Origin of the sequence: Streptomyces sp. NBC_00525 (genome assembly GCF_036346595.1) — a bacterium.
Taxonomy (GTDB): Bacteria; Actinomycetota; Actinomycetes; order Streptomycetales; family Streptomycetaceae; genus Streptomyces.
Genome location: NZ_CP107834.1, coordinates 18617 through 42770, shown reverse-complemented (window position 1 = coordinate 42770; position 24154 = coordinate 18617). Strand labels below are relative to the sequence as shown.

At 68.6% G+C, this 24154-nt stretch carries 15 protein-coding genes and 2 pseudogenes; 7 read left to right on the top strand and 10 right to left on the bottom strand.

The genetic code is table 11. The features are described from left to right. Positions 1 to 261 precede the first annotated feature (261 nt). Positions 262 to 696, top strand: a complete 435-nt coding sequence (locus tag OG710_RS00170) for a hypothetical protein (RefSeq protein WP_330237499.1) — start codon at positions 262 to 264, stop codon at positions 694 to 696. A gap of 4 nt (positions 697 to 700) precedes the next feature. On the opposite strand, the pseudogene OG710_RS00165 reads toward OG710_RS00170, so the two are convergent. Further along, a pseudogene (locus tag OG710_RS00165) lies at positions 701 to 1024 on the bottom strand (transposase); the annotation flags it as partial. Positions 1025 to 1578: 554 nt separating this feature from the next. Here OG710_RS00165 and OG710_RS00160 point away from each other — a divergent pair. The 4 genes from OG710_RS00160 (at position 1579) to OG710_RS00145 (ending at position 5883) form a co-directional block, all read left to right on the top strand. Next, complete coding sequence (locus tag OG710_RS00160) at positions 1579 to 2196, top strand: helix-turn-helix domain-containing protein (RefSeq protein ID WP_330237498.1); 618 nt, start codon at positions 1579 to 1581, stop codon at positions 2194 to 2196. Next, positions 2196 to 4349: a hypothetical protein gene (locus OG710_RS00155; protein ID WP_330237497.1), complete on the top strand. Its 2154-nt coding sequence runs from the start codon at positions 2196 to 2198 to the stop codon at positions 4347 to 4349. The genes OG710_RS00160 and OG710_RS00155 overlap by 1 nt, the downstream gene beginning before the upstream one ends. Further along, positions 4349 to 5065: a helix-turn-helix domain containing protein gene (locus OG710_RS00150; RefSeq protein ID WP_330237496.1), complete on the top strand. Its 717-nt coding sequence runs from the start codon at positions 4349 to 4351 to the stop codon at positions 5063 to 5065. The genes OG710_RS00155 and OG710_RS00150 overlap by 1 nt, the downstream gene beginning before the upstream one ends. A gap of 329 nt (positions 5066 to 5394) precedes the next feature. After that, positions 5395 to 5883, top strand: a complete 489-nt coding sequence (locus OG710_RS00145; protein ID WP_330237495.1) for an SAM-dependent methyltransferase — start codon at positions 5395 to 5397, stop codon at positions 5881 to 5883. Positions 5884 to 5974: 91 nt separating this feature from the next. Here the strand turns inward: OG710_RS00145 and OG710_RS00140 are convergent. After that, positions 5975 to 6672: pseudogene (locus OG710_RS00140) on the bottom strand (helix-turn-helix domain-containing protein). Positions 6673 to 7519: 847 nt separating this feature from the next. Between OG710_RS00140 and OG710_RS00135 the strand changes: the two are divergent. Beyond that, positions 7520 to 8336, top strand: a protein-coding gene (locus tag OG710_RS00135) for an IS5 family transposase (RefSeq protein ID WP_330242112.1) whose coding sequence is annotated in 2 segments (ribosomal slippage) — positions 7520 to 8067 and positions 8066 to 8336 — 819 coding nt in all. Because the reading frame shifts where the segments join, the coding sequence is not laid out codon by codon here. A gap of 30 nt (positions 8337 to 8366) precedes the next feature. On the opposite strand, the gene OG710_RS00130 is transcribed toward OG710_RS00135, so the two are convergent. From OG710_RS00130 to OG710_RS00095, 8 genes are all read right to left on the bottom strand, one after another. Next, the gene (locus OG710_RS00130) at positions 8367 to 9668 is read right to left on the bottom strand and encodes a TIGR02679 family protein (protein ID WP_330237494.1); all 1302 of its coding nucleotides are present in this window, start codon (positions 9666 to 9668) and stop codon (positions 8367 to 8369) included. Continuing rightward, positions 9668 to 13861, bottom strand: a complete 4194-nt coding sequence (locus OG710_RS00125; RefSeq protein ID WP_330237493.1) for a TIGR02680 family protein — start codon at positions 13859 to 13861, stop codon at positions 9668 to 9670. Before OG710_RS00125 ends, OG710_RS00130 begins: the two co-directional genes overlap by 1 nt. After that, positions 13858 to 15147 carry a TIGR02678 family protein gene (locus OG710_RS00120; RefSeq protein WP_330237492.1) on the bottom strand — a complete coding sequence of 430 codons (1290 nt, stop codon included), beginning with the start codon at positions 15145 to 15147 and terminating at the stop codon, positions 13858 to 13860. The genes OG710_RS00125 and OG710_RS00120 overlap by 4 nt, the downstream gene beginning before the upstream one ends. After that, positions 15144 to 16751 (bottom strand): TIGR02677 family protein, encoded by a 1608-nt coding sequence (locus tag OG710_RS00115; RefSeq protein ID WP_330237491.1) that lies wholly within the window; start codon positions 16749 to 16751, stop codon positions 15144 to 15146. Before OG710_RS00115 ends, OG710_RS00120 begins: the two co-directional genes overlap by 4 nt. Positions 16752 to 16801: 50 nt before the next feature. Then, positions 16802 to 17281: a hypothetical protein gene (locus OG710_RS00110; protein WP_330237490.1), complete on the bottom strand. Its 480-nt coding sequence runs from the start codon at positions 17279 to 17281 to the stop codon at positions 16802 to 16804. Next, positions 17278 to 18450, bottom strand: coding sequence for a helix-turn-helix domain-containing protein (locus OG710_RS00105; RefSeq protein WP_330237489.1), 1173 nt, complete (start codon positions 18448 to 18450; stop codon positions 17278 to 17280). The genes OG710_RS00110 and OG710_RS00105 overlap by 4 nt, the downstream gene beginning before the upstream one ends. Positions 18451 to 18668: 218 nt before the next feature. Next, positions 18669 to 21851 carry an SMC family ATPase gene (locus OG710_RS00100; protein WP_330237488.1) on the bottom strand — a complete coding sequence of 1061 codons (3183 nt, stop codon included), beginning with the start codon at positions 21849 to 21851 and terminating at the stop codon, positions 18669 to 18671. Beyond that, a complete protein-coding gene (locus OG710_RS00095; protein ID WP_330237487.1) occupies positions 21848 to 23131 on the bottom strand; it encodes a metallophosphoesterase family protein in 1284 nt (427 codons plus the stop codon). Before OG710_RS00095 ends, OG710_RS00100 begins: the two co-directional genes overlap by 4 nt. A gap of 133 nt (positions 23132 to 23264) precedes the next feature. Here OG710_RS00095 and OG710_RS00090 point away from each other — a divergent pair, with 133 nt between their 5' ends. Next, a complete protein-coding gene (locus tag OG710_RS00090) occupies positions 23265 to 24125 on the top strand; it encodes a hypothetical protein (protein WP_330237486.1) in 861 nt (286 codons plus the stop codon). Positions 24126 to 24154 lie beyond the last annotated feature (29 nt).

The following is a 24154-nucleotide window of genomic DNA, read 5'->3' as shown; positions in this document are numbered from 1 at the left end:
GCCAGGCACATTGGAAGCCCCGAGTGCCCGCAACGGAAAACCGTCGGCACCCCGGCCGACATCGCAGGAGCACAGACGGCCGATCCTGGTGAGGGACAGTGCAGGGCACGTCGACCGGGCTGCACTGACCACGCTGATCCATATGTGGTGGACTGACGCCGTAATCGAGGCGTGGCCCCCACAGATCCGGACCATCGTCCCACGGCCCGCTAGGACTTGTCCGGCCGATCATGGTTGTGGGCTGCCGGGCATGATGCCCGGGTGAGCATCATCGTGGAGTTCTTCGTCGCGCCGGACGACACGTCAGCGAGCCTGACCCTCAATGCTGGGCCGGGACGGGCGTTTGAGTCGCTCTCCTTCGGCAACTTCGATCCCGAAGAGGCCGTGATCGAGTGGGAATGCCTTCTGGTTGGCGGCAGCTTCGAGGAACTCGTCGAGTCCGGTGAGCCTCGCATCGTCGCCGGCCAGGACAACGACGGATGCGTCGTCTTCGCGATCTCGCCTCGCCTGACCACTGCGCTCGCGGACGCAGGGCACTCCAGATTGAGCGATGTCGCCGCCTCGTGGACTCAGCTGCGGGCGGAGGACGGCGAGGTCATCGACGCGGAGATCGCGGACGCGATCATGGGTGATCTGGCTGCTCTCGTCAGCAAGGCCCGGCGCCAGAACCAGGGCGTCTACTGCTGGGTCGCGTAGAAGTTCATGTTCGGAGCCAGATGGCGATGGCCGCGGCGGTTGTAGTGCCGAGGAAGACGTAGCCGCGCTTGTCGTAGCGAGTGGCGACCGCCCAGGACTGTTTCAGGTGGTTGATCGCCCGCTCGACGGTGCTGCGCTTCTTGTAGCGGTCCTCATCGAAGCCGGGCGGCCGGCCACCGCGTGCGCCTTTACGTATGCGGGCGGCCTGGCTGTCGGTCTTCTCCGGGATGGTGTGGCGGATTCCTGGCCGTCGCAGGTACTCGCGGATGCGGCCGCTGCTGTAAGCCCTGTCGGCCGCAACGCTGTCCGGCTTCTTGCACGGCCTGCCCCGTTACGGGTTTCGGCCGGACTCGAACGGATGGCCGGATCGGGCCCGGTGATTGCGGCTGCTCGTCCGTCTCCATTTCGTTTCGGTCCTGCATGGGCTGCACTGCTGTACGGGGCGGCCGCTGGGGTCTGGACACCGTGCCTCCCTCCGGTCGTATGGGAGGAGACTGACGGGAACCTCGCAGGGCCACGGCCGGGACGCGGCATCGAGCGTATGCGCGGGGCGCTGAGAGGAGGGCTGGCACAGGCACCCCTCGAGAAGGACGGAGCGGCCTGCACCCGGTCCAGCGTCCACCCCCGGCGGCAGGCCCGAGCAGCCGCAAGACGCGTTCTCCTCCCCGGCTGGAGCCGAGGGACACGCACGCAAGGCCAGAGGTGGCGGCTTGGCGGCGGTGCGATGTGCCATCCGGTAGCGCCGACCTGACCAGTCATGGAAGAGCCGCCAAGGCGTCGCCAAATCAGATCCGGACCTGTGTCTTTGACGTGCTTGAGCGCACTCGATAACGTTTATGTCGAATCAGATATCTGATGCGACTTGATGTAGGGGGCGGTGTGATGCTGCTGACGACGGGGCAGGCCGCCGCCGAACTCGGCATGGCCATCACCACCTTCCGCCGCCTGGTGCACGCTCACCTGATCCCGGGGCTGACCAACAGGGGAGTGCGGGTAATAGTCCCCCTGGAAGCCGTCCAGGCCCTGAGCACACGCCACGCGGCTCCGCTGCACGCCCTTGAAGCACCGGAGATCGCCGTGCTGCGCGTGGAAGCGGACCGGCGCGCACGCGAGGGGAATGCCGGGAACACCGAGCGGACCGGGTTCTCCGCCACCTTGCAGGCCGGGAAGATCCAGGAGGCCATGCGCGGCTGGTGGCGCTGCGACGCTGCCAGCGTCGCAGCCGGGCAAGTGCTGCCCGTGACCGTCTCCGGCTACGTGGTTGCCGTTCTGACCGGTCTGGGCCGATGGGAGAGCAACGGGCAGGGCCGGCACGCCTTCCCCGACGCAGTCCTGGCCGGGTATGTCACCGATCTCGTCCAGCCGGTCGTCCACCTCACCGCACCGTCGGCCGCAGACCGCAGAACCGCCGAACTTCTTCTCGGCTCCCGCCTGCCCTCCCATTCCGGCGGCCCGATCGCCTACGTATCAACCCGCAACATTGACTGCGAGGCACCGTGATGGACGCCAAGACCTACAACGCCGCCCTTGCCGACCTGCGCAAGGACCGCGACGCGATCAAGCAGGCGAAAGCGGCTCTGGCCAGGCTCGAGGCAGCCCGGGACAAGAAGATCCGGATGCTGGCCGCCCACGACAAGGCCAACCCGGAGCGCATCGCTCCCGCAGCCGGCCTCAGCCTCGCCGACATCGTCCAGATCGCCCCGTCCCTCGCCCCCGACAAGCTTCTCGCCGAGACACAGGAATCTACGCCCGCCCCCACCTCCACCAGCGCATCCATCGTCGGCCAGAGCACCATGCCGGCCGACGGCCGGACAGCCCCTGCCGCAGCAGAACAGCCTGGTCCGCCCGAGACGCACGCGGCCTCCTTCCGTCAGGCCGCGCCCACTCCTCATCCTGCTCCCGCCCTTTTTGAACCCGCCGCCGCAGCGGAACCGGTCACCGCCGCAGCCCTTTCGCGAGAGCTGCCCTCGATCCCCGACGGACCCGAGGGCGACCGCTGGTTCGCCCACACCCCCCACCTCGTCTCCACTCACCCGAACTTCACCCAGCAGGCCCGCTCGACCGTCTTCCTCGACACCGCCACAGGCGTTCTGGTCCACCGTGACCAGACCCTGCGCCTGAACCTGCCCGACACCACGGCCGCGACCATCCTCCAGGCCGTCTTCCACGCCGTCCCGGAGGGAACCGAGCGGATCTTCATCACCGCCGGCGACCCCTGGCACCACCAGGCCGGCCGGCACCCCTTCCTCAAGGACGCCGTCGCCGCCTGGCTCAACGCCCCCATCCCCGGCTGGCGCACCGACACCGGCCGCGGCAAGGACAAGATGGCCGGCCACTTCGTCCACCCCCGCAACCCCGTCGCCCGCTACCAGAGCGACAACGGCCGCCACCACGTCGAGATCCGCTCGGTGGGGGAGTGGTTCGACCCCGAAGGCGCCGGCCCCGCCACCGTCCGCGACGCCTTCGTCCTCCTCTGGAAAACTCTGCGCACGCACTGGAACGACGCCGTTCTCATGGGCTCCCCGTCGCAGACCGGACGCGACCTGTGGACCCGCACCATCCCCACCCGCGGCCAGTACGCCGACGGCTACCCCGTCCTGTCCGAGGAACTCCGCAGCCTCCTGCACGCCACGGCCGGCCAGGGCCGCACCGAACTCATCACCCCGCCCGCGGTGCCCGAGCAACTGCCCGCCCTGGTGGAGTACGACCGCACGTTTGCCTACGCCAAGCACACCTGGAAATCTCCCGTCGGCACCCCGCGCCGCATCACCGCAGCCACCTTCGCCTCCTGGAGCGAAAAAGAACAGCTCAAGGCCCTCTACGGCTGCGGCCACTGGCACGTACGCGTCACTGTCCCCGACACCTGGAACCACGTCGGCCTCCTGCCCGCACCCGCCCCCGGCGACCGCGCCTGGCACTACCCCGCCCAGCCCGGCACCACCTTCACCACCTGGGCCGGCGGCCCGGAAATCTACACCGCCCTGGCCAACCCCCTCACCCCCTGGCGTATCGAAATCCTCGACGCCCTGCTCTTCGACGACGGCAAACCCCTCGACGACTGGTCCAAGAAACTCAGGGAAGCCTGGTCCTCCCTCGCCGCCCAGGCCGACCTCCACGGCGACCCGAACCAGCGCCAAGCCGCCCACCTCGCCTCACGCGCCGTCCGCAGCCTCCTCCTGTACGGCATCGGCTCCTTCGCCCAGCGCCCCCGCATGGTCACCGGCACCACCCCCCGCACCGCGGAGCGCGACGTCCCCCCCGACGCCGAGATCATCGGCTTCACCGATGAGCAGATCACCTGGCAGCGCCCCACCGGCTTCTCCCGCGACCCCAACGCCCACCCCGAATGGGCCGCCGCGATCTGGTCGGGAGCCCGGGCCGCCCTGCTCTCCCAACGCCACCGCGACGACAACACCCACGCGGGCGCCCTCCACACCCCGCCCGGCAGCGTCGTCGCCTTCCGCACCGACGCCGTCTACCTCTCCACCCCCCAGGCCTGGCCCTACCACGGCCAGCCCGGCGACTACCTTCGCAAGGGCCACCTCGCAGGCCCCCTGCCCGCACCCACCACCGAGGACAAACTCCTCGCCCTGCGCGACGCAGGCCGCACCGCCCTTCAGCCTGCCGCGGCCGCCGCGCCCGGGGAGGCCTGATGCCCCCCAGCCGCCGCCCCGCCTCCGAGCCGCAACTGAACGAGGCAGCCCAACTCGCCGACCAGCTCCAGGCCGCCGGCTTCACCAAGCGCGACATCGCCCGCATCATCGGCCGGGACCCCTCCCTGGTCTCCCAGTTCTACACACGCCACAAAGGCGCCGCCTTCGTCCCCGCCCTCACCCACGTCCTAACCGCCGTCCAGACAGCGGGAATCACCGACACCGCCGAACTGGCCGCCCTCGCCGCCCCGCACATCACCCGCCGCACCACCGCCTCCGGAACCCGCGCCCGGGTCCGGACCAAAGCGGTCCTCATCACGCCCGCCGGAACCGGTACCGGCCGCGCCGGAGCCCAGGCCATCGCCTCCGGTTCCACCCGCCTGCGCACCCTGATCGCCGAAGCCGCCCGGCACAGGCTCCGCATCGCCTTCACCGTCCGCCTGGCCAAGACCGCCTTCGTCCATCCCTCCGGCAGCCGCACCGACTCGCCCGGCATCCGCCGCGACATCGTCCAACGGGCAGACCACACCGAGGAACGCTCTTACGGCTCCTCCACCACCGGCGGCTTCGACGCGGCCGACTTCGCCCGCCGCACCGACCAGGCCGCAGGCGATGTCACCGCCGCCATCCACCAATGGCTCGTCGAAACCGGACGTATCCACTCCGACACGAACATCCTCCACCTTGAGCTCCGCACCTGGCGACCCCGCCCGTAGGGCGCAGCAAGCCTGCTCCCGGCAGAACGACCCGCGCCTCCTATGCACCGCGGTGCCCAGATCCCCGGCGACCCGCCGGTCCGCCAATATGGGAACCAGCGGGTATTTCTCCCCCTTGGTCCATTTTTATGGAGCCCGGAAAGCATGCCCCTCGGTTCACTCGATCGGGTTACTTCTCCGAGGGCCCGATGAACGCCCCACCTCTCCCGTCCTGGACGTGGCTGAACAACCTTTTGAGCAAATGCGAACAGGAATACGCCAGGAGCTGTGCAGGAAGGTTCACTTCGCGCCGCACGGACACGCTCAGGCGTCAACAGGCGGGATGCGGCTTGCCCACCCGGGACAACGTCCACCAGATCGCCCGCCGTGGGAGCACGGACGCCTGCCTCGTCTACATTGACAACGACCCCGTCGTCCTGGCCCACGCGCGCATGATGCTCGACGAGGACCGCACACTGATCCTCAACGCCGATCTACTGGACTTCACCACGATCCTGGCCCGCAGCGAGCAGGCCGGGATGCTGGACAGCAGCAGCGCACCTGTGGCGGTGCTGTCCACTTCCGTTCTGCACTGCATCCCCGACACGCGCAACCCCTGGCGGCACGTGGCAGAACTGATCAACCAGCTCCCCTCGGGCAGCATCCTGGTTCTGAGCCACCTGGCCGACGAGGACCGCGTATTAAACGAGGAAGCACCTGACCTCATGCGAGAGCTCACCGGACAGCAGTGGGCAAAGATCCGTTCCTTCGCCGAAGTAGCACGGTTCTTCGACGGCCTTGAGCCCATCGGCGGTCCGATCGGTGACGTTGCACGCTGAAGACCGGCGACCAACCTCAGTCTGCGGCCTGCCGACCGCACATGGACTGTCTACGGCAGCCTCGCCCGCAAAAGATGAACCAGACCCGCCCTCAGTCGGAGAGCTTGCGGATGTAGCTCTCCAACAGCTCCAGCGTCTGGTCGCGGTCCGCAGCCCTGTGCCACAAAGACGTCAGGACCAGGCGATACCTGTCCACGTCCTCTGGGTTCGTGAGGTAGCTGCCGCCATTACGGACCTCCAGGTAGACCATGTCCACCTCCCGGTGCGCCGGAAACGACAGATAAGTAATGGACGGTGCGGGAGCCGTCGCTTCATCGCAGGCCGGGCCAGAACAGCCTCGTCCACCAGCGCGTAATAGTCCGGCGCGCCCGCGTCGGAGAGCACCTCTCGTCTGGTCTGCCGCATGCGCACCGCACGATCACGCTTGACCAGCTGCCGCTCGGCATCCTCAGCAGAGGTGCCCGGCAGAGCGTGCTTCATCAGCGCCCCGGCGTACTCCGGCCTCTGCAAGAGGCCCGGGACGTACTGCACCTCATAGGTGCGAATCTCCTGCGCAGACGCCTCCGCACTGATCAGCCGCTTCAGCCAGTCCGGGATCGCGTCCCGGAACTCCTCCCACCACTGAGTGTCCTGCGAGCGGCTGGCCAGACGCTCCAAAGATTCCAACTCCGCGGCGTCAGTGACGCCGTAGAACCGCGCGAGGGAAAGCAGTCGATCCGGCTTCAGAGGCGACTCGCCGTTCTCCAGACGGCTGAGCATCGGAGCGGAGCCGGCCAGGCCTGCCTCCACCACATCCACCAGGCGCAGTCCCCGCTCCTTGCGCAGCCGGCGCAGGTGAGCTCCCAGCACCCTTCCCGCGCCGGCCAGGTGACTACCTGAGTCCTCTCCGCCTTCGACAGCCCACAGGACTTGACCGCCTGACACCCGCAACTCCCTGGCCCCCCGTCGTCGTTACCGTGAGGATCTCAGACTGAGACCCTGCCAGGGCGGTCGTAAGCCTGTAGCGGCCAAATTCAGACGATCAGGGGGGCGAACTCGTCACGCTTCACCCCGACGAGCATCGCACTGATTTCCGAACGGGTGAACACCGGTGCGGGCCGTCGGGGAACCGGGAGTTCCGCACCGCGATCTCGTCATTCGGCAGACGCAGGGGCGGGCCCGGGCAGGACCAGGAACCCGGCCGCGCGAGTGAGCTTGACCGGATCGTCTTCGATGGTGAACCCTGGCGCACCCCTGGCACTCCAGGAGGGGGCTGATCACGTGCCTTCAGCGGTCGTTCTCGCGATGAGCGGCCCACCCGCCGTCCGCCTCGCGGAGCATCTCGGCACCGTCGGGACAGCTCACCGGGCTGCCCGACAAGAATGATGACGGTGATGCCGATGAAACTGAACAGGACTGGAGCATCACGCTCGCAGGAGACCGTGGCGCTCTCCTGGGCGGCGGTCGCCGGCACCGCGGCCGTCGCGAGTAGATGTCCGGCTGGCCGCCGGCGATGAGAATCCTCGGCGCGCCCCCTGCGACACTGCGCGTGAAGGACGGCCGGCACGGTCCTTCACAACGGCTGGCCCGCGTACGAGGGGGTCGTGGTGGCCTTTTAGACCGTGTCCTATGTGGTGAGGTGGTCGTTGGGCAGGTCATGGGGCGGGGTACGTGGAGTTGGATTGTTCCGGACGGGCTGTGGGAGATCGCCGAGCCGTTGGTCCCACCATCGAGGACGCGTCCGCAGGGCGGGGGAACGCAGGACGCGCCTGATGAGACGCTGTTCGCCGCGATCATTTACGTGCTGGTCAGTGGTTGTGCCGGGCGTGCTCTGCCGCCATGCTTCGGCATATCGAAGTCGACGGCTCACCGCAGGTTCCTGATCTGGTCCCGGGCCGGAGTCTGGGGTCGGCTGCACGAGGAGATCCTGCACCGCCTCGACGACTCCGGCCTGCTCGATCTCTCCCGCGCGGTCCTCGACTCCGCCCACGTGAGGGCGAAAAAAAGGGGCGAACTCACAGGGCCGAGTCCCGTGGACCGGGGCAAGACGGGTTCCAAGATGCACGTCCTGTCGGACGCGAACGGCCTGCCCCTCATCGTCGGCGTCTCAGCCGCCAATACCCACGACAGCCAAGGCATCAGGTCCATGGTCGCGGGTCTCCAAACGAAACACGACCCCCACCGCGGCCGGTACTTCAAACCAGCGCCTCCACGCCGACAAGGCATACGACATACCTGAACTGCGGAAATGGCTCCGCGGCAAACGCATCGGCGTCCGCATCGCCCGCAAGGGAATCGAATCATCCGAGCGGCTCGGGCGACGCCGTTGGGTCATCGAACGGACCATGTCCTGGCTGACCGGCTACCACCGACTCAACCACCGATACGAACGCCACCCCCGCAACTACCTGGCCTTCCTCGGCCTCGCCACCGCCATCTGCTGCTACAAACGACTCCTCCGCCTCACCACATAGGACACGGTCCTATGTGGATGTGGCGCACGCCTACTCCCGCCGGAGATCGGCCAGCAGCAGCGGGAGTTGGGATTCTTCGTGGATCGCGATGCCTTGCCTCTGCATGACTTGCTGGAGGTCGGCATCCCAAACGGCCCTGGTGGGGGCCCCCGTCAGGGCTGTCACGTTCTCCGGCGACAACGCGCCGCAGGCTTGCAGGTAGTCGTCGCTGCTCATCCGCCATGGGCGCGCACCAGCCTCGATCAACCGGTTCGTGATGGACACGCCTGCCCAGTCGAAGTCGCCGTGATAGGCGATGTCGGCTCCGCCAGCGCTAAGCCGCTGAAGAAGGGCGATTCCGGCAACCGAGGGATTCCCGCTGACACACACCAGCGGGTACGGCACGTTGTAGCGCGCCGCGGCCTGAAGAACCTGCGGGTTCTCGCACGCGTAGACCCTCGCCCCGGCGGCCGTCAGCGGCAGATCGGGCACGGACCGCAACTCCTGCAAGGCGAGATGCGTGACCAAGGACAGCGCACTGCGGGACCGCATCATCACAGACCACGGATGGGTGCCTGGCGGCTCCAGCTTCCAGACCAGGACCGTGCCGGAGACACTGTCGACGCTGACGCCCGCCCGTTCCCACAACAACCGTCGGCTCGCGCTTGACCGGGCGTGCGGCTCGGAAATCGCCGACGCGACCGCGCGCAGGACCAGCGCACCGGTGAGCCGGCCCTCATCGAGACCGTGGGCGTCACCGGTGGCGAGTGCGGCGAGTTCAGCCAGCTCCCAGGATCTTCCACTGAAGAAGTCTCCCGAGGCCGGATCGAGGTTCGGCCGTAAGACAGACAATGCCCTGACGCAACCCGCCATGGCGCGTGCAGCGGCCTCAGCGCCGACCCGCGTCAGAACTCCCGCGTTGCGAATGCCCTGCAGCCAAAGAGCAATCCACGGCTCGTCCGCCAGCCCCTCCTTGCTGAGCTGCTCATCGGCCTTCTGCCACATCGCGGTCCACTGCGCGCTGTGCGCCGCACTGGCCGCCGCACGGTCGCGAAGTGGATGACCAGTGAGGTCAGCAACAGCGCTGACAAGTCCGCATGCGGCCGATGACGACCGCAAGGCGGTCTCAAGGGCCGCCAGGCTCACCCGGCGCATCCCCGGTTCCACAGGTCGCCCCAGGATGCCTTGCAGCCTCTCTGCGCCTTCCGAGTCGAGTAACACCTGGACGGTACCTGTGGGAGAGAGCCGGTTGCCTTCGAGCCGCTTCCGTGCGGCTGCCCACAGCATCTCCAGGCTCGGATGACTCAGATAGGCGCGGGTGGCATCCGGCAGCAGGAACTGCGGAGAGGGCATCACGCAGCCCGCAAGTGCCGGGTGCGGCCGTCCCAGTGCACGTGCGTAGTGATCGCAGCCGTGCCTTCTGCACGTCGTACCTCGTAGGCGTCGATTGCCGGTACTTCAGGGTAGAACCCCCACAGCGCGTGGCCGGTCATGACGAAGTCCAGGTCCAGGCGGACCAGGAGGGCCATCAACTCGCCGACGGTGGCGTGGTCGACTTTCGCGAAGGCGTCGTCGAGGAGAATGAGCCGAAGAGCCCGCCCAGCATCGGGCAGACTGCTCAGGAAGGCATCAGCGGCAGCGAACAGGGTCACATAAGACACGAACCGGGTCTCGCCCTGGGAGAGCTTGGCGCGGCGGCTGATCTTACGCTCCTGGCCTGGATTGGGGCCGGTGATGATGATGTCCATGGCGTGCCAGACGCGATAGTCCAAGGCCGTGCGCAGATGGGCGGCGTACCCGGCTTCGGGCGACGCGGCATTTGCGTCGTCCACCAGGTTCTTGAGCAGGTCGATGAGTTCCTCGGACTCTCGGTCTTTGAGCATGACGACGTCGCGCTTGAGGAGATCGAGTACACGCTGGACTCTCTCATTCGCGCCGTCGGCCAGACGCCAGCGGATGTTCACCCCGATGCCATGGCTGGTGGAGATGGTGCCCAAGGAAGTGTCCATGCCTGAAACCAGCTTGCGGGCCTCCCCGATGCGACTTCTCAGCTCCTGGGCCATGCCGCCGAGAACGAAGTTGTGGAAGGCGGTGCGCTCCCGCTGCGTGAGTGCATTGCGGCCTCGGTCACGGCGCTCTTTGAGCGAGACGGCTGCCTGGGCGACGTGTTGGCGGCCCGTGGCGTCGGCCACCTCTACGACATGAAACCCCTCGTCGACCGTGACGATGACGTCGAAGGCGCCGGCGGTGTTGCGTTCCAGCACGGACTGGGCCCTGATCAGGGCAGTGGCGTCTGCGGTGCTCTGGGGGGCACGCAAGCAAGCCTTCACCGCCTGTACGGCGGAGGAAATGTCGCCGGGCGATGCCGTGACCGACAGCAATGCGCCGTGCGCCTTTGGATCGGATGTGAGAGCGACGGCCGTGGCCGGCTGTGACACACGCCCATGCAGGATCTGTGTGCACCGGAGGAGCTCTTGCCGAGCCCGGAGGGAGTCCTCGTCGGCTTGCCGGGTGCGGGCTTCAGCGGCAGCCTTGCTGCCGTTGAGCCCATGGACGGCCTGCTGAATCCGGCGCAGGTCCTGCTCCGCCTTCACAAGAGCTCGCTCAGCTTCCGAGAGACGGTCATGGATCTCTTGAGGGTCAGCTCCCAGCGAGTCTCGTAGCGCCGCCACCGCTGCCGCCTCCCTGGACCAGGCCCGACAGGCTGACTCGGCCCGCTCCTCTGCTTCCTTGCGGCTCGCAGCCATCTCGGCCCCCTCGCCCACCAGATGGCGGTGGCGCTCGAAGAGCCGGCCCAGTGCTTCACTCGAGCGCTCCAGCTCCGTGCAGGCGTGCTCGGCAAAGCCCGCAGCGGACTGCACGGCCTCCAGCCCCACCGGGGCATCCGGCAGTCCCAGCGCAGCACAGACCTCGCGATGGCTGTGCTGACGGGCCGACCATTCCCGCTCAGCCTCCTCGGCCTTGACCCGCATCTGCTCCGCCTCGCGCAGCAGGGCGGATGCATCCTGCCTGGCGGACGAGGCTCGCAGCCGCAGCGTCGCCAGCCGGGCGGATTGCGGCGCGAGCAGAAGATACTCCTCCAGGCGCCTCAGAGAAGAGTCCAGCCGTTCCCGTTTCTCGCTACGCAGCTGAGCTGCTTGCTCGAGCTGGGCAAGGTGTTGCCCGATTTCAGCCAGGCGTGCCGCCCTCGCGGCAGCCCGCGCCGCAGCTCCGATGAAACGGGCACAGGGAAGCTGATGGCGACCCGTCAGAGGCCCGTTTCCCCACGATCCGTCGGGCGACACCCAGGTCGAGTGCCCCGGAGATAGGGCGATCCGATGCAGGACAGCCTCGATCTGCTGACGCGGTACTCCGCAGTCATCTGCCACCGTCACCACACGCCGCAAAGACTCCAAGACCGTGGGCCCTTGGGCCCTGATGAGCAGCTGACCGTCCAGGGCCACCACGTCGCCATCCGCAGTGAACGACGCGTGCAGCAGGCCCGACGCCAGCAAGGCAGCTTCCACACCGGCCTGGGTCTGCGCATCGGTTCCGGGCACGAACTCCAGGACACGCCACAGCGGCACGGCACCGTCCACGACCTGGTTCAGCCAGGGCGGCCCCGGGGGAGCGGGGTCGTGTTCCTGCTGAAGTGCCTTTGCTTCCCCGAGCAGGCCCCTACGCAGGTCCGCGTCTGCCTCTGCCTCGGTCTGCAGGGCCGACAACTGCCGGGCGTGCCGTGTACGAGCGGGGAAGGCGGCCTGCGAAGCAGTGGCGTCGAGACGGGCCAGCTGCTCCTCGGCCCCTCGGCCGTCGTCGGGCCCGCCCGCCCATGCCTCGAGTGTCTTCAGTGCTTCGCCGACCGGTGTTGCGGCCCAGCCGACGTCGCCCAGCAGGTGCGCCGTTTCAGGGGCGCCGGCCCATTCACGCCAGGCGAGAGCCAGAGCAACCGCTTCGTCATCCCGTTCGCCTGCAGCTGTCAGCGCCCGTTCCTCTGACTGGGCAGCGGATGCGGCGCAGTCCTCCGCCCGGTCGCGCTGACGCATGACCTGCTCGTGCTCAGAGCGCAGGCGGCGGGCGTCACGGCCGCGGACCTCAGCCTGTTGGGCGCGCGTCGAGGCAGCCGCCCTGGCAGCACCCGCGGCCCGGCCCGTCTCTTCCAGAGCGGCCTGCGCCTCGACAGCGGGGGGTTCGACGCACAGCACCATGGGACGGGTGTGCGGCTCGGGGTCGGACTCCGGCGCGGTGCGCACCGGCTCGGTCACTGCCGGCGGCTTGCCGAGCCGGACGGCAAGCCGCGAGGGGACCGGCGTGTCCAGGCCGGCTTGTTTGAGCAGGGCGGTGGCACGATGCGCGAGTTCTTGGGTTTCCTGGGCGTGGCTCTGCAGGTCCCCGGCCACCTGATTGCTTGTGCGTGCGGCTCGGTCTTCTTCACGGCGCACGAATGCGGCGGCTTCAAGGGCGCTGTTGGCGGCTGAGGCGAGGGCCTGGACGGTCTTGTCGCGCTCGCCGAGCTCGCGTGCTGCCTTGTACTGCGTGGATTCACGGATCCCGGTGGTGGTGGCTCGCAGCTCCTCACACAGGCCCTGGAGCTCCTCTTCCTGCGCCTGCTTCGCCGCGTGCTCGCCGGTCAGCCGTTCGTGCTCTGCTGCGCGCTCTGCGGCCGTGTGGTCCGCCTGTTGCGAGGTCGACGCAGCTGTGAGGGCGTCGTCGGCTGCCTCGCACAACACGCCGGTCGTGTAACGGGCGTAGACCTTCAGGAAGTCGGCGACATGGTTGTAGGAAGTCTCGAGCCGGCCGAGTGCGGCGCGCATCTCCTCCAAGCCGTCGAGTTCCTCACCCGCGCGTGCGATGGCGGACTCGGACAGGGGCGGAAGCGCGTCGGAGAGGATCTGAGGCAGGCGCCCTTCGTCGATGCGGTTGCCTACGTCGGGAGAGCGCAGTGTGTGCAGAAGCTGCAAAAGCCCGTCGAATCGTTCCCGGCCTTGGTCGCCGTGCAGGCCGAACACAGCGGCTCGGACGCGGTCGCGATGGGTTTCGGGTGAGGCGGTGAGGCGGTCGGCCCCGATAGCCTCGATAAGGCCTTCCCGGGAAAGCGGAATGCGGCCAGGGTCCATCAGGGTGAGGTCGTCGTCGACTCGCAACGGCGTGAGGAAGTACCACGCTTTGGCCTCCTTTGTGCTGTGGGAGTAGCGCACCAGCGCACCCACGGTGAGGTACTCGACGGCGATCTCTGCCGCGGTGGTCCTGGTGAGCTCCAGCCATACGTATCCCAGGCGGTTGGGCTGTCCCTCACCGCCTGCGCGCATGAGGTCTTCCAGGCGGACTTTTCCTGAGCCGGTGGCGTCCATGCGCCGTCTGTCGGCGTCCAGCACGAAGGGCAGCAGCATCTCAAGTGCCCTGGACTTGCCCGACCCGTTCGAGCCGCGCAGGACGAGCCGGCCCCCTGAGAGGTCGAAACGCTGGTCGTAGTAGAACCAGACGTTGACGATCCCGGCGCGGTTCATCCGCCAGCGGTCGTGCTCCGGTTCGGGCGTACGCTGCCGGGGGAGTGGAACGGTGGTCATGGACTCTCCCCGGAAGTAGCCGCGTCGAACAGGATGTCTGTGTGCAGTGCGGTATCAGCGAACGCAGAGGTCTGCTGCGGAGACGGAGGGCGGACAGCCGACTTGCTGCGCAGGGACATACGGGGTTCAGGCCGGTAACGCGCCACGGCCGGGTGAAGCACCAGCCCGTCGGGCCGCGCCTGGCCCAAGGAGACCGACTCCAGGAGAGCGACGACGTCACCTCTGAGCCGTGCCGGGTCAGCGACGTAGGCGGCCGACCATGCCTTGGCGTACCTGCTGACAAGGTGGGCGAGCTCTTCGTCCACCACATGCCATGGCGTGAGCAGGCCATGGACGGCAGGGGTGTTGCCGGTCGCCTTGTTGCCGGAGGCGGGGCGTCCCAGGTCGGTCAGAGCATCGGCGAGGAGCAGGGCTGCCTGACGCACCGTTCCCGTGCCGGGAAACTCCACGTCGCTCAGGGTTCCCTCGACGTCGTAGGCCACAGCGCCCTCAGCCCGGACCTCGAGTGTCAGGCCGAAATGCTCTTCGAGCAGGCGTGTCAGTTCTGAGCGCTCACGCGACAGGACATCCCGCTCGTCGGCGGGCAGGTCCTCACGTCGGACCAGCGGGTTCTCCACCAGCTTGCGGCGCAGGCTGCGGCGCGGCTCGGCGAGCTCGCTGGGTGCCTGGGCGATCACATCCCGCAGAGAGTTCACGCCGCGCAGGGGACGGGGGAGGACGTGAGCGAGCAGAGGGCGGTGAATGGTCAGCAGAGCTTCCTCCTTCCTTTCGCTCCAGGCCACGAGCGAGCCGTCTGTCTCGGTCAGCACGCCCCAGTCGATGAGGAGGCCGATGGCCTGTACCAGGCGCCGGTTCTCAGCAGGTGTGTCCTGCAGGTCGACACGGGCGGTGGCCGCATCGGCGCGGATCTGCTCGATCAGCGAGGAGATCAAGAGCTGCTCTTCCGTACCAGGCGCAAGCAGAGCGGCGCAGGCGAGGGTGAACAGGGCGTACGTCTGTGGCGTGAAGACCGGGCTGTCGCCCCGCCGGACGTGGCGCTGCGGACTGTCACTGCTCGGCGGTGCTTTGACGAGCCGGGCGAAGGAATGCTCGACGATGAGGGGGTAGCCCAGGATCTGCGCGAACATGGACCGCAGAGCGGTGGAGTGACGCCGTACGAGTGCCAGCTCGGCGGGCTGCCGGTGCGCTGTCAGGATTGGCTGCGCGAGCAGGGTCCGGGCTGCGAGTTGTCGTTCTGCGGCCTCATGCTGTGCGGTGGTACCTCGGGATGCCAAGGGAGCGCTCACTGGCTGCTCCCGTCCGGGGAGGCAGCGGCGTCATGGCGCCGGGGCACGCCGGACAGCGTGCCGTCGGCGGCCGGTTTCTCGGCGGGAAGAGGCGGGCCGGCGGGCTTGGCTGCCGAAGCATGCAGGACGAGCCCGGTGAAGGTGGTGTCGCCGTCGTGGGCCAGGACGCGGGTTGCCTCGGCGGCCGAGGGAGCGGCGTGCACGGTGACGTCGAGGTCTGCCCCGGTGATGCTGACGGGTTCTGACAGAGAGGGATGCTGGACCAGCGCCTGGGAGACGAGGTCGAGCAGGAGGTCGCGGGCTGCGGGCGTCAGAGTCCTGCCGTTCAGTTGCCCCGCGGCGGCCAGCTCGGCCGCCGCAGCCTGCCGCTCGGCCTGCTCGGCCTCGAACTGGGCGGTCAGGCGTTCGCGGTCCAGTCCTGGATCAGGGATGCGTGCCGTGCGTCCCCGGGCCGCACGGTCGCCCCGTTCTCTGAGAGAGACGGGGACATCGACAGGATCGGTGTCCCACCAGGAGTGGGCCGGTGTTGCCCGAGGGTCCGCCTCGTCCGGGCCCAGCCCCATATGCCGTGCCGGGTAGGTGCCGTAGGCGGCCGCGAATCCCCGGTGTGCTTCCTCAGCGCTTGCCTGGGTGAACAGAGCGGCCAGGTGCAGAAGATCCGCCCGGCGCGTGCCGGTGGTTCCGGCCGACGCCAGCAGGCGCCGGGCGTTGGTGATCAGCTGGTTGAGAGCCGCTTCTGCGGCAGAGCGCAGATGCGAGGGTCCGGAGGGGCCCTCCGACCCGCTGTACCAGGCGAGCAGTTCGGTCCAGTCCGTGCGCTGGCGGCCTGGCAGGCGCTGAACCTGGGCAGGGTCTGCGGAGGTGAGGCCGGGCAGGTTGTCCAGGACGGCAAGGATGCTGCCGACGATCGGTTCGAGCTGCTCGAGCCGGTCCAGGACGGCGGGAGCGTGCCGGCTGACGTCTGTGTCGATCAGATCGACGTACTCCAGAAGGAGTCCCTTGAACGACGCGTACTCGTCGTCGACGAGGTCGTAGCGGGAGAGGACGGACGACAGGTAGGTGTAGAAGTCGCGAACGCTCTCGACGAAGATTTTCTGGTTGTTGAAGAGAGTGGTGACGTCAGCGGCCAGGGCCTCGGCATCAGCGGTGTGCGGCGTGCGCGCCTGGCGGAGGATGCGGTCCAGCAGCGTCACCATGCTGCCCAGCAGTTCGCGGGCGACCTCCCGCGCGCCGTCGCTCGTCTGCAGGATTTCGTCGATCTGGCGCTGGACCGCGCTGCCCAGCCTGGTGGTCTGGAACCGCCGTCTGGCGTGCTGGAACGCCGCCACGGTGGGCACGCGGGGGTCACGCATGGACGGCATCAGGTTCTTCCAGCCGACCAGCTTGATGCAGCGGTCCTCCGCTTGTTCCAGGGACAGGCGGATACCGCGTTCGGCCAGCCGGGTTCTGACGTCCTCGGCGGACAGGTCGGCCAGCAGTGTCTCGGTGAACAGCCGCATGATGGCCAGGTACTCGGTCGAGTGCTCGGCCGTGACGTGACGGTAGAGCAGCTGACGTTCGTCCGGCTCAGGATCCGGCGCGTGAGCGTCGAGACCTTCCTCCATTGCGACGTCTCCCCTTCGCCGTGACCGGGGCGCGGTAGGCGCCCTGCCGGTCAGCCTAGGAACATGGCACGTGTGACCTGCCGGGATGACTGATAGTCGCCGAAAGCTGACTGCTTCCGACCGTGTCCGTGTCTGGCCTCATCTGAGGTGCTGGGCGGCACGTCGAGAGACCGGCCCTGGCTTCGAATCTGCTGCAGAAGGGCGAACGCCTGCAGCGGTGAGATGTCGCCCCTGTTGCATCCGTGCGCCATGACGTCCTTGGTCCGCCACGTGGTGATGTCCTGACGCTCGGCGAAGTCGCAGGCGGCCCGGTCGTCGCTGAGCCAGATCGATTCCTTGAAGTCCTGCCAGCCTTCCAGGAGCACATCGGCGAGCCGCGGGTGGGCAGCAAGGGCGGAGGAGCGGGCCTCGTACGCGACGGCCTCGGTCCGTCTTCCGCGCCCGTCCAGGACGGTTCTGAGCAGGTCGAGGCGGTCGATGGAGGCGAAATTGCACAGCACGGTGTTGTCGGGAAAGCACCATCGGGTCAAGGATGGAAGGCCAGTTCTGGTGAGCTTGTCGCGACGGGCGGAGGGACGGGGGCTTCCTCGGGGCCGGCTTGGGGGTGGAAGAGATCCAGGAGTCGTTCGGGGCGCAGGCCTGTCACCGCGGCCACGGGCCGGATGCTGATGTCGCCCTTGGCGTAAGCGGCGATGGCCAGTTTCGCCAGACTCGCCGAGTACCAGCCGTCGCCGGCCTGCTGGGCGTGCTGCATGTGGCCTTCGGCATCGCCGCAGTGATCTGCAGCGATGCGCGTGGTGGCGCCGGACCACTGGCGGCGCTGTTCGTCGGTAATGATGCCCAGGGTTCTCAGCCGGGTCGCCATGGCGCTGGGGGAGACCTGGAAGTTCCAGGCCAGGGACAGGAACGCCGAGCGGTCGGTGACGGCCGCGTCGCCTGAACGGGCCATGAGCTCCTTGCTCGGCATGAGCAGCTCGGCGGCGAACGCGTTGGCCCGGATCTCGGCTTGACCCCGGTCGAGGCTGGGAGCGATGTGCTCGGCGAGGGGCTTGTCGGCGGCGTCGCCGGCGAGGATATGGCCGAGCTCGTGGGCGAGTGTGAAGCGCTGACGCGTCCACCCATCTGTGCGGCCGACGAGGATGAGCCGGAATGTTCCGCTGTCCCACGCCAGACCGTCGAGCCCGTCGGGCAGCGTGGTGGCGGCCGCGACCAGTCCGAATCTCTGCTCCCACAGTTCGGCGAGTGCCCGCACGGGCATGCCGCACGGGCTTGTGCCGATCACTGCCTGTGCTGCTTCGGCGAGGCGGGTGCCCTGCTCCAGGAGACTGCCGCTCTGCGGGGGCTTGGGCAGCGAGGGCCGGGAGACGGTGTAGCCGGCGGTTGCGAGTGCGTCGATCATCTCGGCGTGGCGGAGGGCTTCCTCCCTGCCGTCTTCGCACGACGCGCTGGTGGAGGGCTTGGTCCGCGCCGCCATGGAGGACAGTCCTTCGTGCGGCACGGTTCCGTTGAGCAGCCAGTCGACAGTGGTGTGCCCCAGCTCGGCGATCAGCGCGAGTTCCAGGGACGTGAAGCGGCGGGTGCCGTTGAGTGATTTGGACAGTTTGTCGGCGGACATGCCGAGGCGTCGCGCGAACTCACCCTGATTCTCGCCGGCGCTTTCGAGTACTCGGCGCACTCGCGCATTCAACGATTCAGTCACTACACCACCGTAATCAGGAGTTGCGAAAATCGCAACGAATTGATCGCGGCTGCACAACCTTGATCCGGCCTGGTCGCAGGGCTTCCCTCCGGTATACGCACCTGCATCGTGCACGGTGTGTAACGAGCGCGCCAGCCCTGCGTGACGCCTCCGGCGGCGAGAGACGAGGCGAGCACCTCTGCCGCGGGGGATGGACCTGCCGTGGTGGACGGTTGGTGTCATGTCAGATCCGCCAGGTTGTGGAGGTTCTCGCGGATGAAAGTGTCGCGTTCCGCGGCGCTCAGCCAGTGGGCCCTCGAGCCGCGGTGGTCCTTTTCGACCCACAGCACGTCGTTCACGGTCTCGGCGACCGGGCGCAGGTGGCTGATGACGGCCAGCAGTTTGTCGGCTCCGACATGGGTGCGCAGGACCTGCAGGGCACCGTCGAGACGGGCGGCGTCCAGGGTGCCGAAGCCCTCGTCGAGGAAGAGACTCTCCAGACGGGTGCCGCTGCGGCCGTGCATCTCCATCAGCGCGAGGGACAGAGCGAGTGAGGCCTGGAAGGTCTCTCCGCCGGAGAGGGTGCGCGAGCTGCGGCGGGCGTGGCTGGAGAGGTTGACAATGTCGAAGTCGGCGGCGAAGCCCAGCCGTCCGCCGGAGAGCTGTCGCAGCAGTTCGCTGCCGTGGGCGAGCAGAGCGCGGGTGCGCAGGTCGGTGAGATGGCCGAGGAATTTCCCGTCCGTCAGGTGGGCGCTCACCGCTTGCCAGGCGGCCAGCTGGCGCTCCCCGGCGCTGATGGCTGCCCTCAGCCGGTCCTTGTGCGGAATCTGTGACAGGGCCCGCTCCTCCTCCTGCAGGGCACGCGCGGCCTCATTGCGCAGGGTGCCGGCGTAGCTGCTCAGGCTGTCCAGGAGGGTGGGCTCCAGCGGATCTGTTTCGGGGTTCATCTGCAGTACGGTGCTGCCGGGGTAGGCGGCGGCCAGCACTTCGGCGTGCGCGTGCAGCTGCGTGGTCAGCTCTGCCAGGGCTGCGCGTGCTGCGGTGCCGTGCTCGTCCAGGGCGGCGAGCAGGAGGGCGCTGGCGCTCTCCAGGCCGGCGGCGTAGTCCTCCATGGCCGCGGGGTCGTCCGTCCCGGGCGGCAAGGGCAGCACGGGGCGTCGGGCCTCCTCAACCAGCGCGGTCGCGTCGAGAGCGCTGTCCGCCCATCGCTGCAGCTGAGCCCCCAGCTCGTGCAGAGGCCGGGTCACCTCCCGCTGCAGGCGTTCGACCAGTTCGCCCCGCTCGATCTTCAGCGAATGCACGAGACCGCTCAGTTGCTCCTGCCGCTGGGCGAGCTCGTGCTGATGGTTCTGCTCGTGCCGAACGGCCCGGGCAGCGGCTTCCAGGTGGTCGGGGTGGGGGAGGGCAGGCTGCTGGGGCAGGCGTCCTCGTGCGAGCTCGGGCAGTGCAGACAGGCTCGCCAGCAGGCTGCGCTGCTCGTCTTGAAGCCGCTCGGTGGTCCGGGATGCCTGCGTGCGCCGCTTCTTCGCGGCGAGCGAGGCCGTCTGCAGAGAAGCGCGCGCCACCTCTGCCGCCGTTTCCTCCTGAGTCAGCTTTTTTCTGCCGGAGGCGACTGTCTCCTGCAGTTGCGCGAGGCGGTCGCGGGCGTCGCGGAGGAGTTCGTCGCCGAGGGCCTCCTGCTCGGCAACGGCCGGTGGCGGAGATGCGGCCATGTGGGCCAGGGCGGCCGCGGCGGCGCTTTCCAGCTCTTTCGCGTAGACGTCGGGGCAGGCATGGGCGCTGCGAACGGCGAATTCCCGGGCCCGCTGCCGTACGAGGGGCGTCTGGTCCTCCAGCACGCGCGTGGCTTCCTGCACTTGGCGGTGATGTCCGTCCTGGGCTGCCTGAAGCTGCCCGACCTCGTGCGCGTGCAGGGTGTGCTCGCGTTCGGCGCGGGCCAGTGAGGCCAGGGCCTTGTCCGCCGTGTCCTTGGCAAGAGCAAGGGCCTCGGCGTTGTGCGGCTGCGGCGGCTGGTAGTCGTCGGGCAGGGTCCTGATGCACACGGGGCAGCCGTCGCCGGCGGCCAGGCCGTCGCCCGCCGTGTGTGCCGCTTCCTGGCGCCGGATGCCGTCCAGCGTGTCCTGCGCGTGCTGCGTGGCGGCCCGGGCCGCGTGCAGGTCGCTGGAGGGAGGCGCCTGTAGCAGGGCGGCCAGTTTGCCGTGCGTGAGAGCCTGGGCGGCACGCTGCTGGGCGAGTGCGCTCGCTGCTTCACCGGCGCGCCGGACGGAGGCTGTCAGTGCCTGCAGTGCATCGGCTGCATCGGCGGCTTCTTCCTCGGCGCCCTGCAGCTGCCCGCGCGTCTCCTCGACGCTCTGCCCGGCCTCCTCCAGTTCGCCGGCACGTGTGGCCAGGTCTTCCTCTTCCCTCTCGAGCTCGGTCAGAAGCTGGGCATGCGCTGTTTCCCCGTCGGTGAGGGTGCTGATGCGGCCGGGCGCGTCCTTGAGGACCTGGGAGGCCGCTGCCAGGGCGTCGGGCGCCAGACCTGCCGTGGCTGCAGCTGCCCGCTCGGCGGTGACGGCCTCGAGATCGGCTTGGGCGGTGCTTTCGGCATCGTTGTTGACCCGCTGCAGCTGCTGGATCTCGCCCTGGGCCTGCCGGACGGAGGCGGTGATGCTGTCGGAGGTCGTGATGCTGCGCTCGGTGAGCACCTTGGCGGCATCCGCGCTTCGGCGCGCGTGCTGCTGGGCCTGTGCCGTCGAGGTCTGCAGTCGGCGCAGCTCGGTCAGCCGGCCACTGAGGTCCGCGGCGCCGGCGTGAGCCGCGTCGTGGCGTTCCCGTGCCGCCTCTGCTTCCGCGCGAGGATCGTCGTGAAGCCGGGCGTCGTCGCGCCGGGCCTGGCTGATGAGGTCCTTGAGACGGCCGGCCGACTCAGTGGCGAGCTGACGAACGCGCTGCAGTTCGTCGACACCGAAGAGAGACTTCAGGATGCGGGTGCGGTCGGCGTCGCCGGCGTTGAGCAGGTCTCCGAAGCGGCCCTGCGGCACCAGGACGGAGGACTTGAAGGTGACGTAGTCGATCCCGATGAGATTCCTGATCGCATCGTCCACGGGGCGCACTCCATCGGTGCGCTTGCCGTCCGGACCTGTCAGACGTGCTTGCGTGGGACGGGATTCGTGAAAGACGCGGTACACCGTCCAGTGCTGGCCCTCCACCGAGAACTCCAACTCCACCATCATGGCCGCGCAGCGGTCGGAGCGGAGCTGGGCCACGCGGTCGGTCCAGGAGCATCTGCCGTACAGGGCGGCGGTGATGGCCTCGAGGATGCTGGTCTTGCCCGCGCCGGTGTCGCCGAGGATGCCGATGAGCGTCTTGCCGGTGAAGTCGATCGTGCAGGTGTCCGGGTAGCTGCGGACTCCCGAGAAGGTCAGGCGGACGATCTTCATGATGCCGTCTCCGTTCGGCCGTGAGCGGCGTTGGTCCAGGGGGTGGCGATGGCCTCGGCGAGCAGATGCTCGGCGGGGGAGGAGGGTGGCGTTGCATCAGGTGCGTTCAGCAGGTCGGCGAAAGCGGCTACCACCTCGTCGGCGTTCTGTCCGGGAGTGCCGGCCTCCGCGAGGTAGGCACTGAAGGCCGCGGTGATGTCGAGCCGGCTGTCATCGGCGGCGTCGATGCCGGTCAGGGCGTTGGCCCGGGTGGCCGCGCAGTCTTCCTCGACGTCCACGACGATGGCATGCGGCACCAGCTCGGTGACCCTGTCTCCGAGCCGGGCGATGGGTTCGTCGCTGCGGATGACCGCCTTGAGGTAGGCGCCGCTGTACTGGGCCGCATCGGCGCCCAGTTCCTCCAGGGTGCCGTGGAACCGGGCCAGACGCCGTCCCGAGTGCAGCGTGTGCGGGGTGACCAGAGTGCGTCGGCCCGGTCCTGCCTCGACGACGGTGACGCTCTTGGTCTCCTCGCTCTCGCCGAAGTCCATCTGCAAAGGGCTTCCGGCATAGCGGGCCGGCCGCCCGGTGCCGACGGGCTGAGGTTTGTGGACGTGCCCCAGGGCGCAGTAGGCGACCTGCGGCAGGGCGTCGGCGTCGGTGGCGTAGGGCTCGCGCACCTCCCACATCCGCTCGCTCCGGGAGGGAATGGCGCTGGTCACGTACTGGTGGGTGGTGAACAGCAGCACGTCCCGTTCGGGGTCGTAGCCGTCGTGCAGCCGGGCCAGGAGACCCTCCTGCAGCTCGCGCAGGCCGGTCGCGTAGGCGCCCGCGGTGGTACCGAATCCGGGGAAGAGGTGCAGGTAGCGGTTGGGGTGCACGTACGGCAGGGCGGCCAGGCGGATGCGCTGACATCCGTCACGGCTGTCGAAGTCGAGCACGGTGCCGGGATCTGTGTCGCCGCGGCTGTGGACGAAACGCAGGCGGTGCTGGTCGGTGTCCGGCCGCAGAGCGCATACGTAGTTGAGCAGGTCGAACAGCTCGGGGGAGTCGTGGTTGCCGCCCAGGACGACGGTGGGCGCGATGCGGGCGAAGGCGTTCAGGCAGCGCAGGGCGCGCAGGACGTCCTTGTGGGCGGGCCGGTAGGAGTCGAACAGGTCGCCGCTGTGCACGATGAGATCAGGCTGCGCCGCCTCGGCGATAGCGGTGATCTCGGCCAGGACGGCGTCGAACTCCTCGTCACGGGAGCGTCGTTGCAGGGTTCGGCCCAGATGCCAGTCGGATGTGTGCAGGGCTTTCATGAACGGCTCTCCTCAGCGCAGATAGGACTGCCCGACGCCCCTGCGGCAGAGGCAGTCGGCGAAGTGCCGACGACTCTACAACAGCAATTACAGGAGAAAACTGGAAAACGCTGGAATGCGGTAGGGTGCTGCCATGCACGAGCATCTGGACGCACTCGAACAACGCATGCAACAGCTGCAGCAGGCCATGCGGCGCGCCCAACTGGCCCGTGACAACGGCCAGGTCAAACAGCTCCGCGACGACCTACGCCGCGCCCAGCGCGCCTGGGACGCCCTGTTCGAACAGGCCGAGGACACCGAAGAGACAGCCGCTCGCGAAGAAACATCACGCGGCACCCCCGCGCACAGCACACCGGCGGAGCCGGTAACCCCGCTACCCGCCCGCGAACAGGTCCACCAGGTCCTGACCCTCCTCGCGGTGCCCGCCGCTCCCAAACTGATCAGCACCGTCCATGAAGCCTTCTTCGCCGGCGCTTTGGCCCCCTCACGGCTGACCAGCCTGCGCCGCGACGAGGAACGCTCCTACCGCTCCGCCCCCGGCGCCCGCCCCTACTACCTGTGCCCAGCCCTCACCTCGGACCTGCTCTCACCCGCCCGCGGCCTGCTCACCGTCAGCACCTGGCCCCTGGAGCAGCGCATCGTCGGCCCCCTCAGCGCACGCGTCCACTTCCTCACCAGCGCCCTGAACATCGCCGACGCCGCCGAACGCCTTGACACCGACACCTTGCCGCTGGCCGCCCGCCAACTCCTCACCCGCTACGCCCAGAACATCCCCGGCGCCCAGCCCCCCATACAGCAACGCACCACCGTCGGCCCGCCCATCGACCTGCCGCTGCTGCGCCGCGCCGCCCAGGACGAACTCGCCCTGCACACCGACACCGACACCACGACCCGCACCGAGGCGGCCCAGCGCGCCCGCTATCAACTCGACGACGCAGGACTGCTGTTCGGCGGCTCATTCCAGTCCGCCCGCCGGCTGCGCTCCGTTCCCTGACCACCTTTGACCCGACCCGCAAGGAAGCT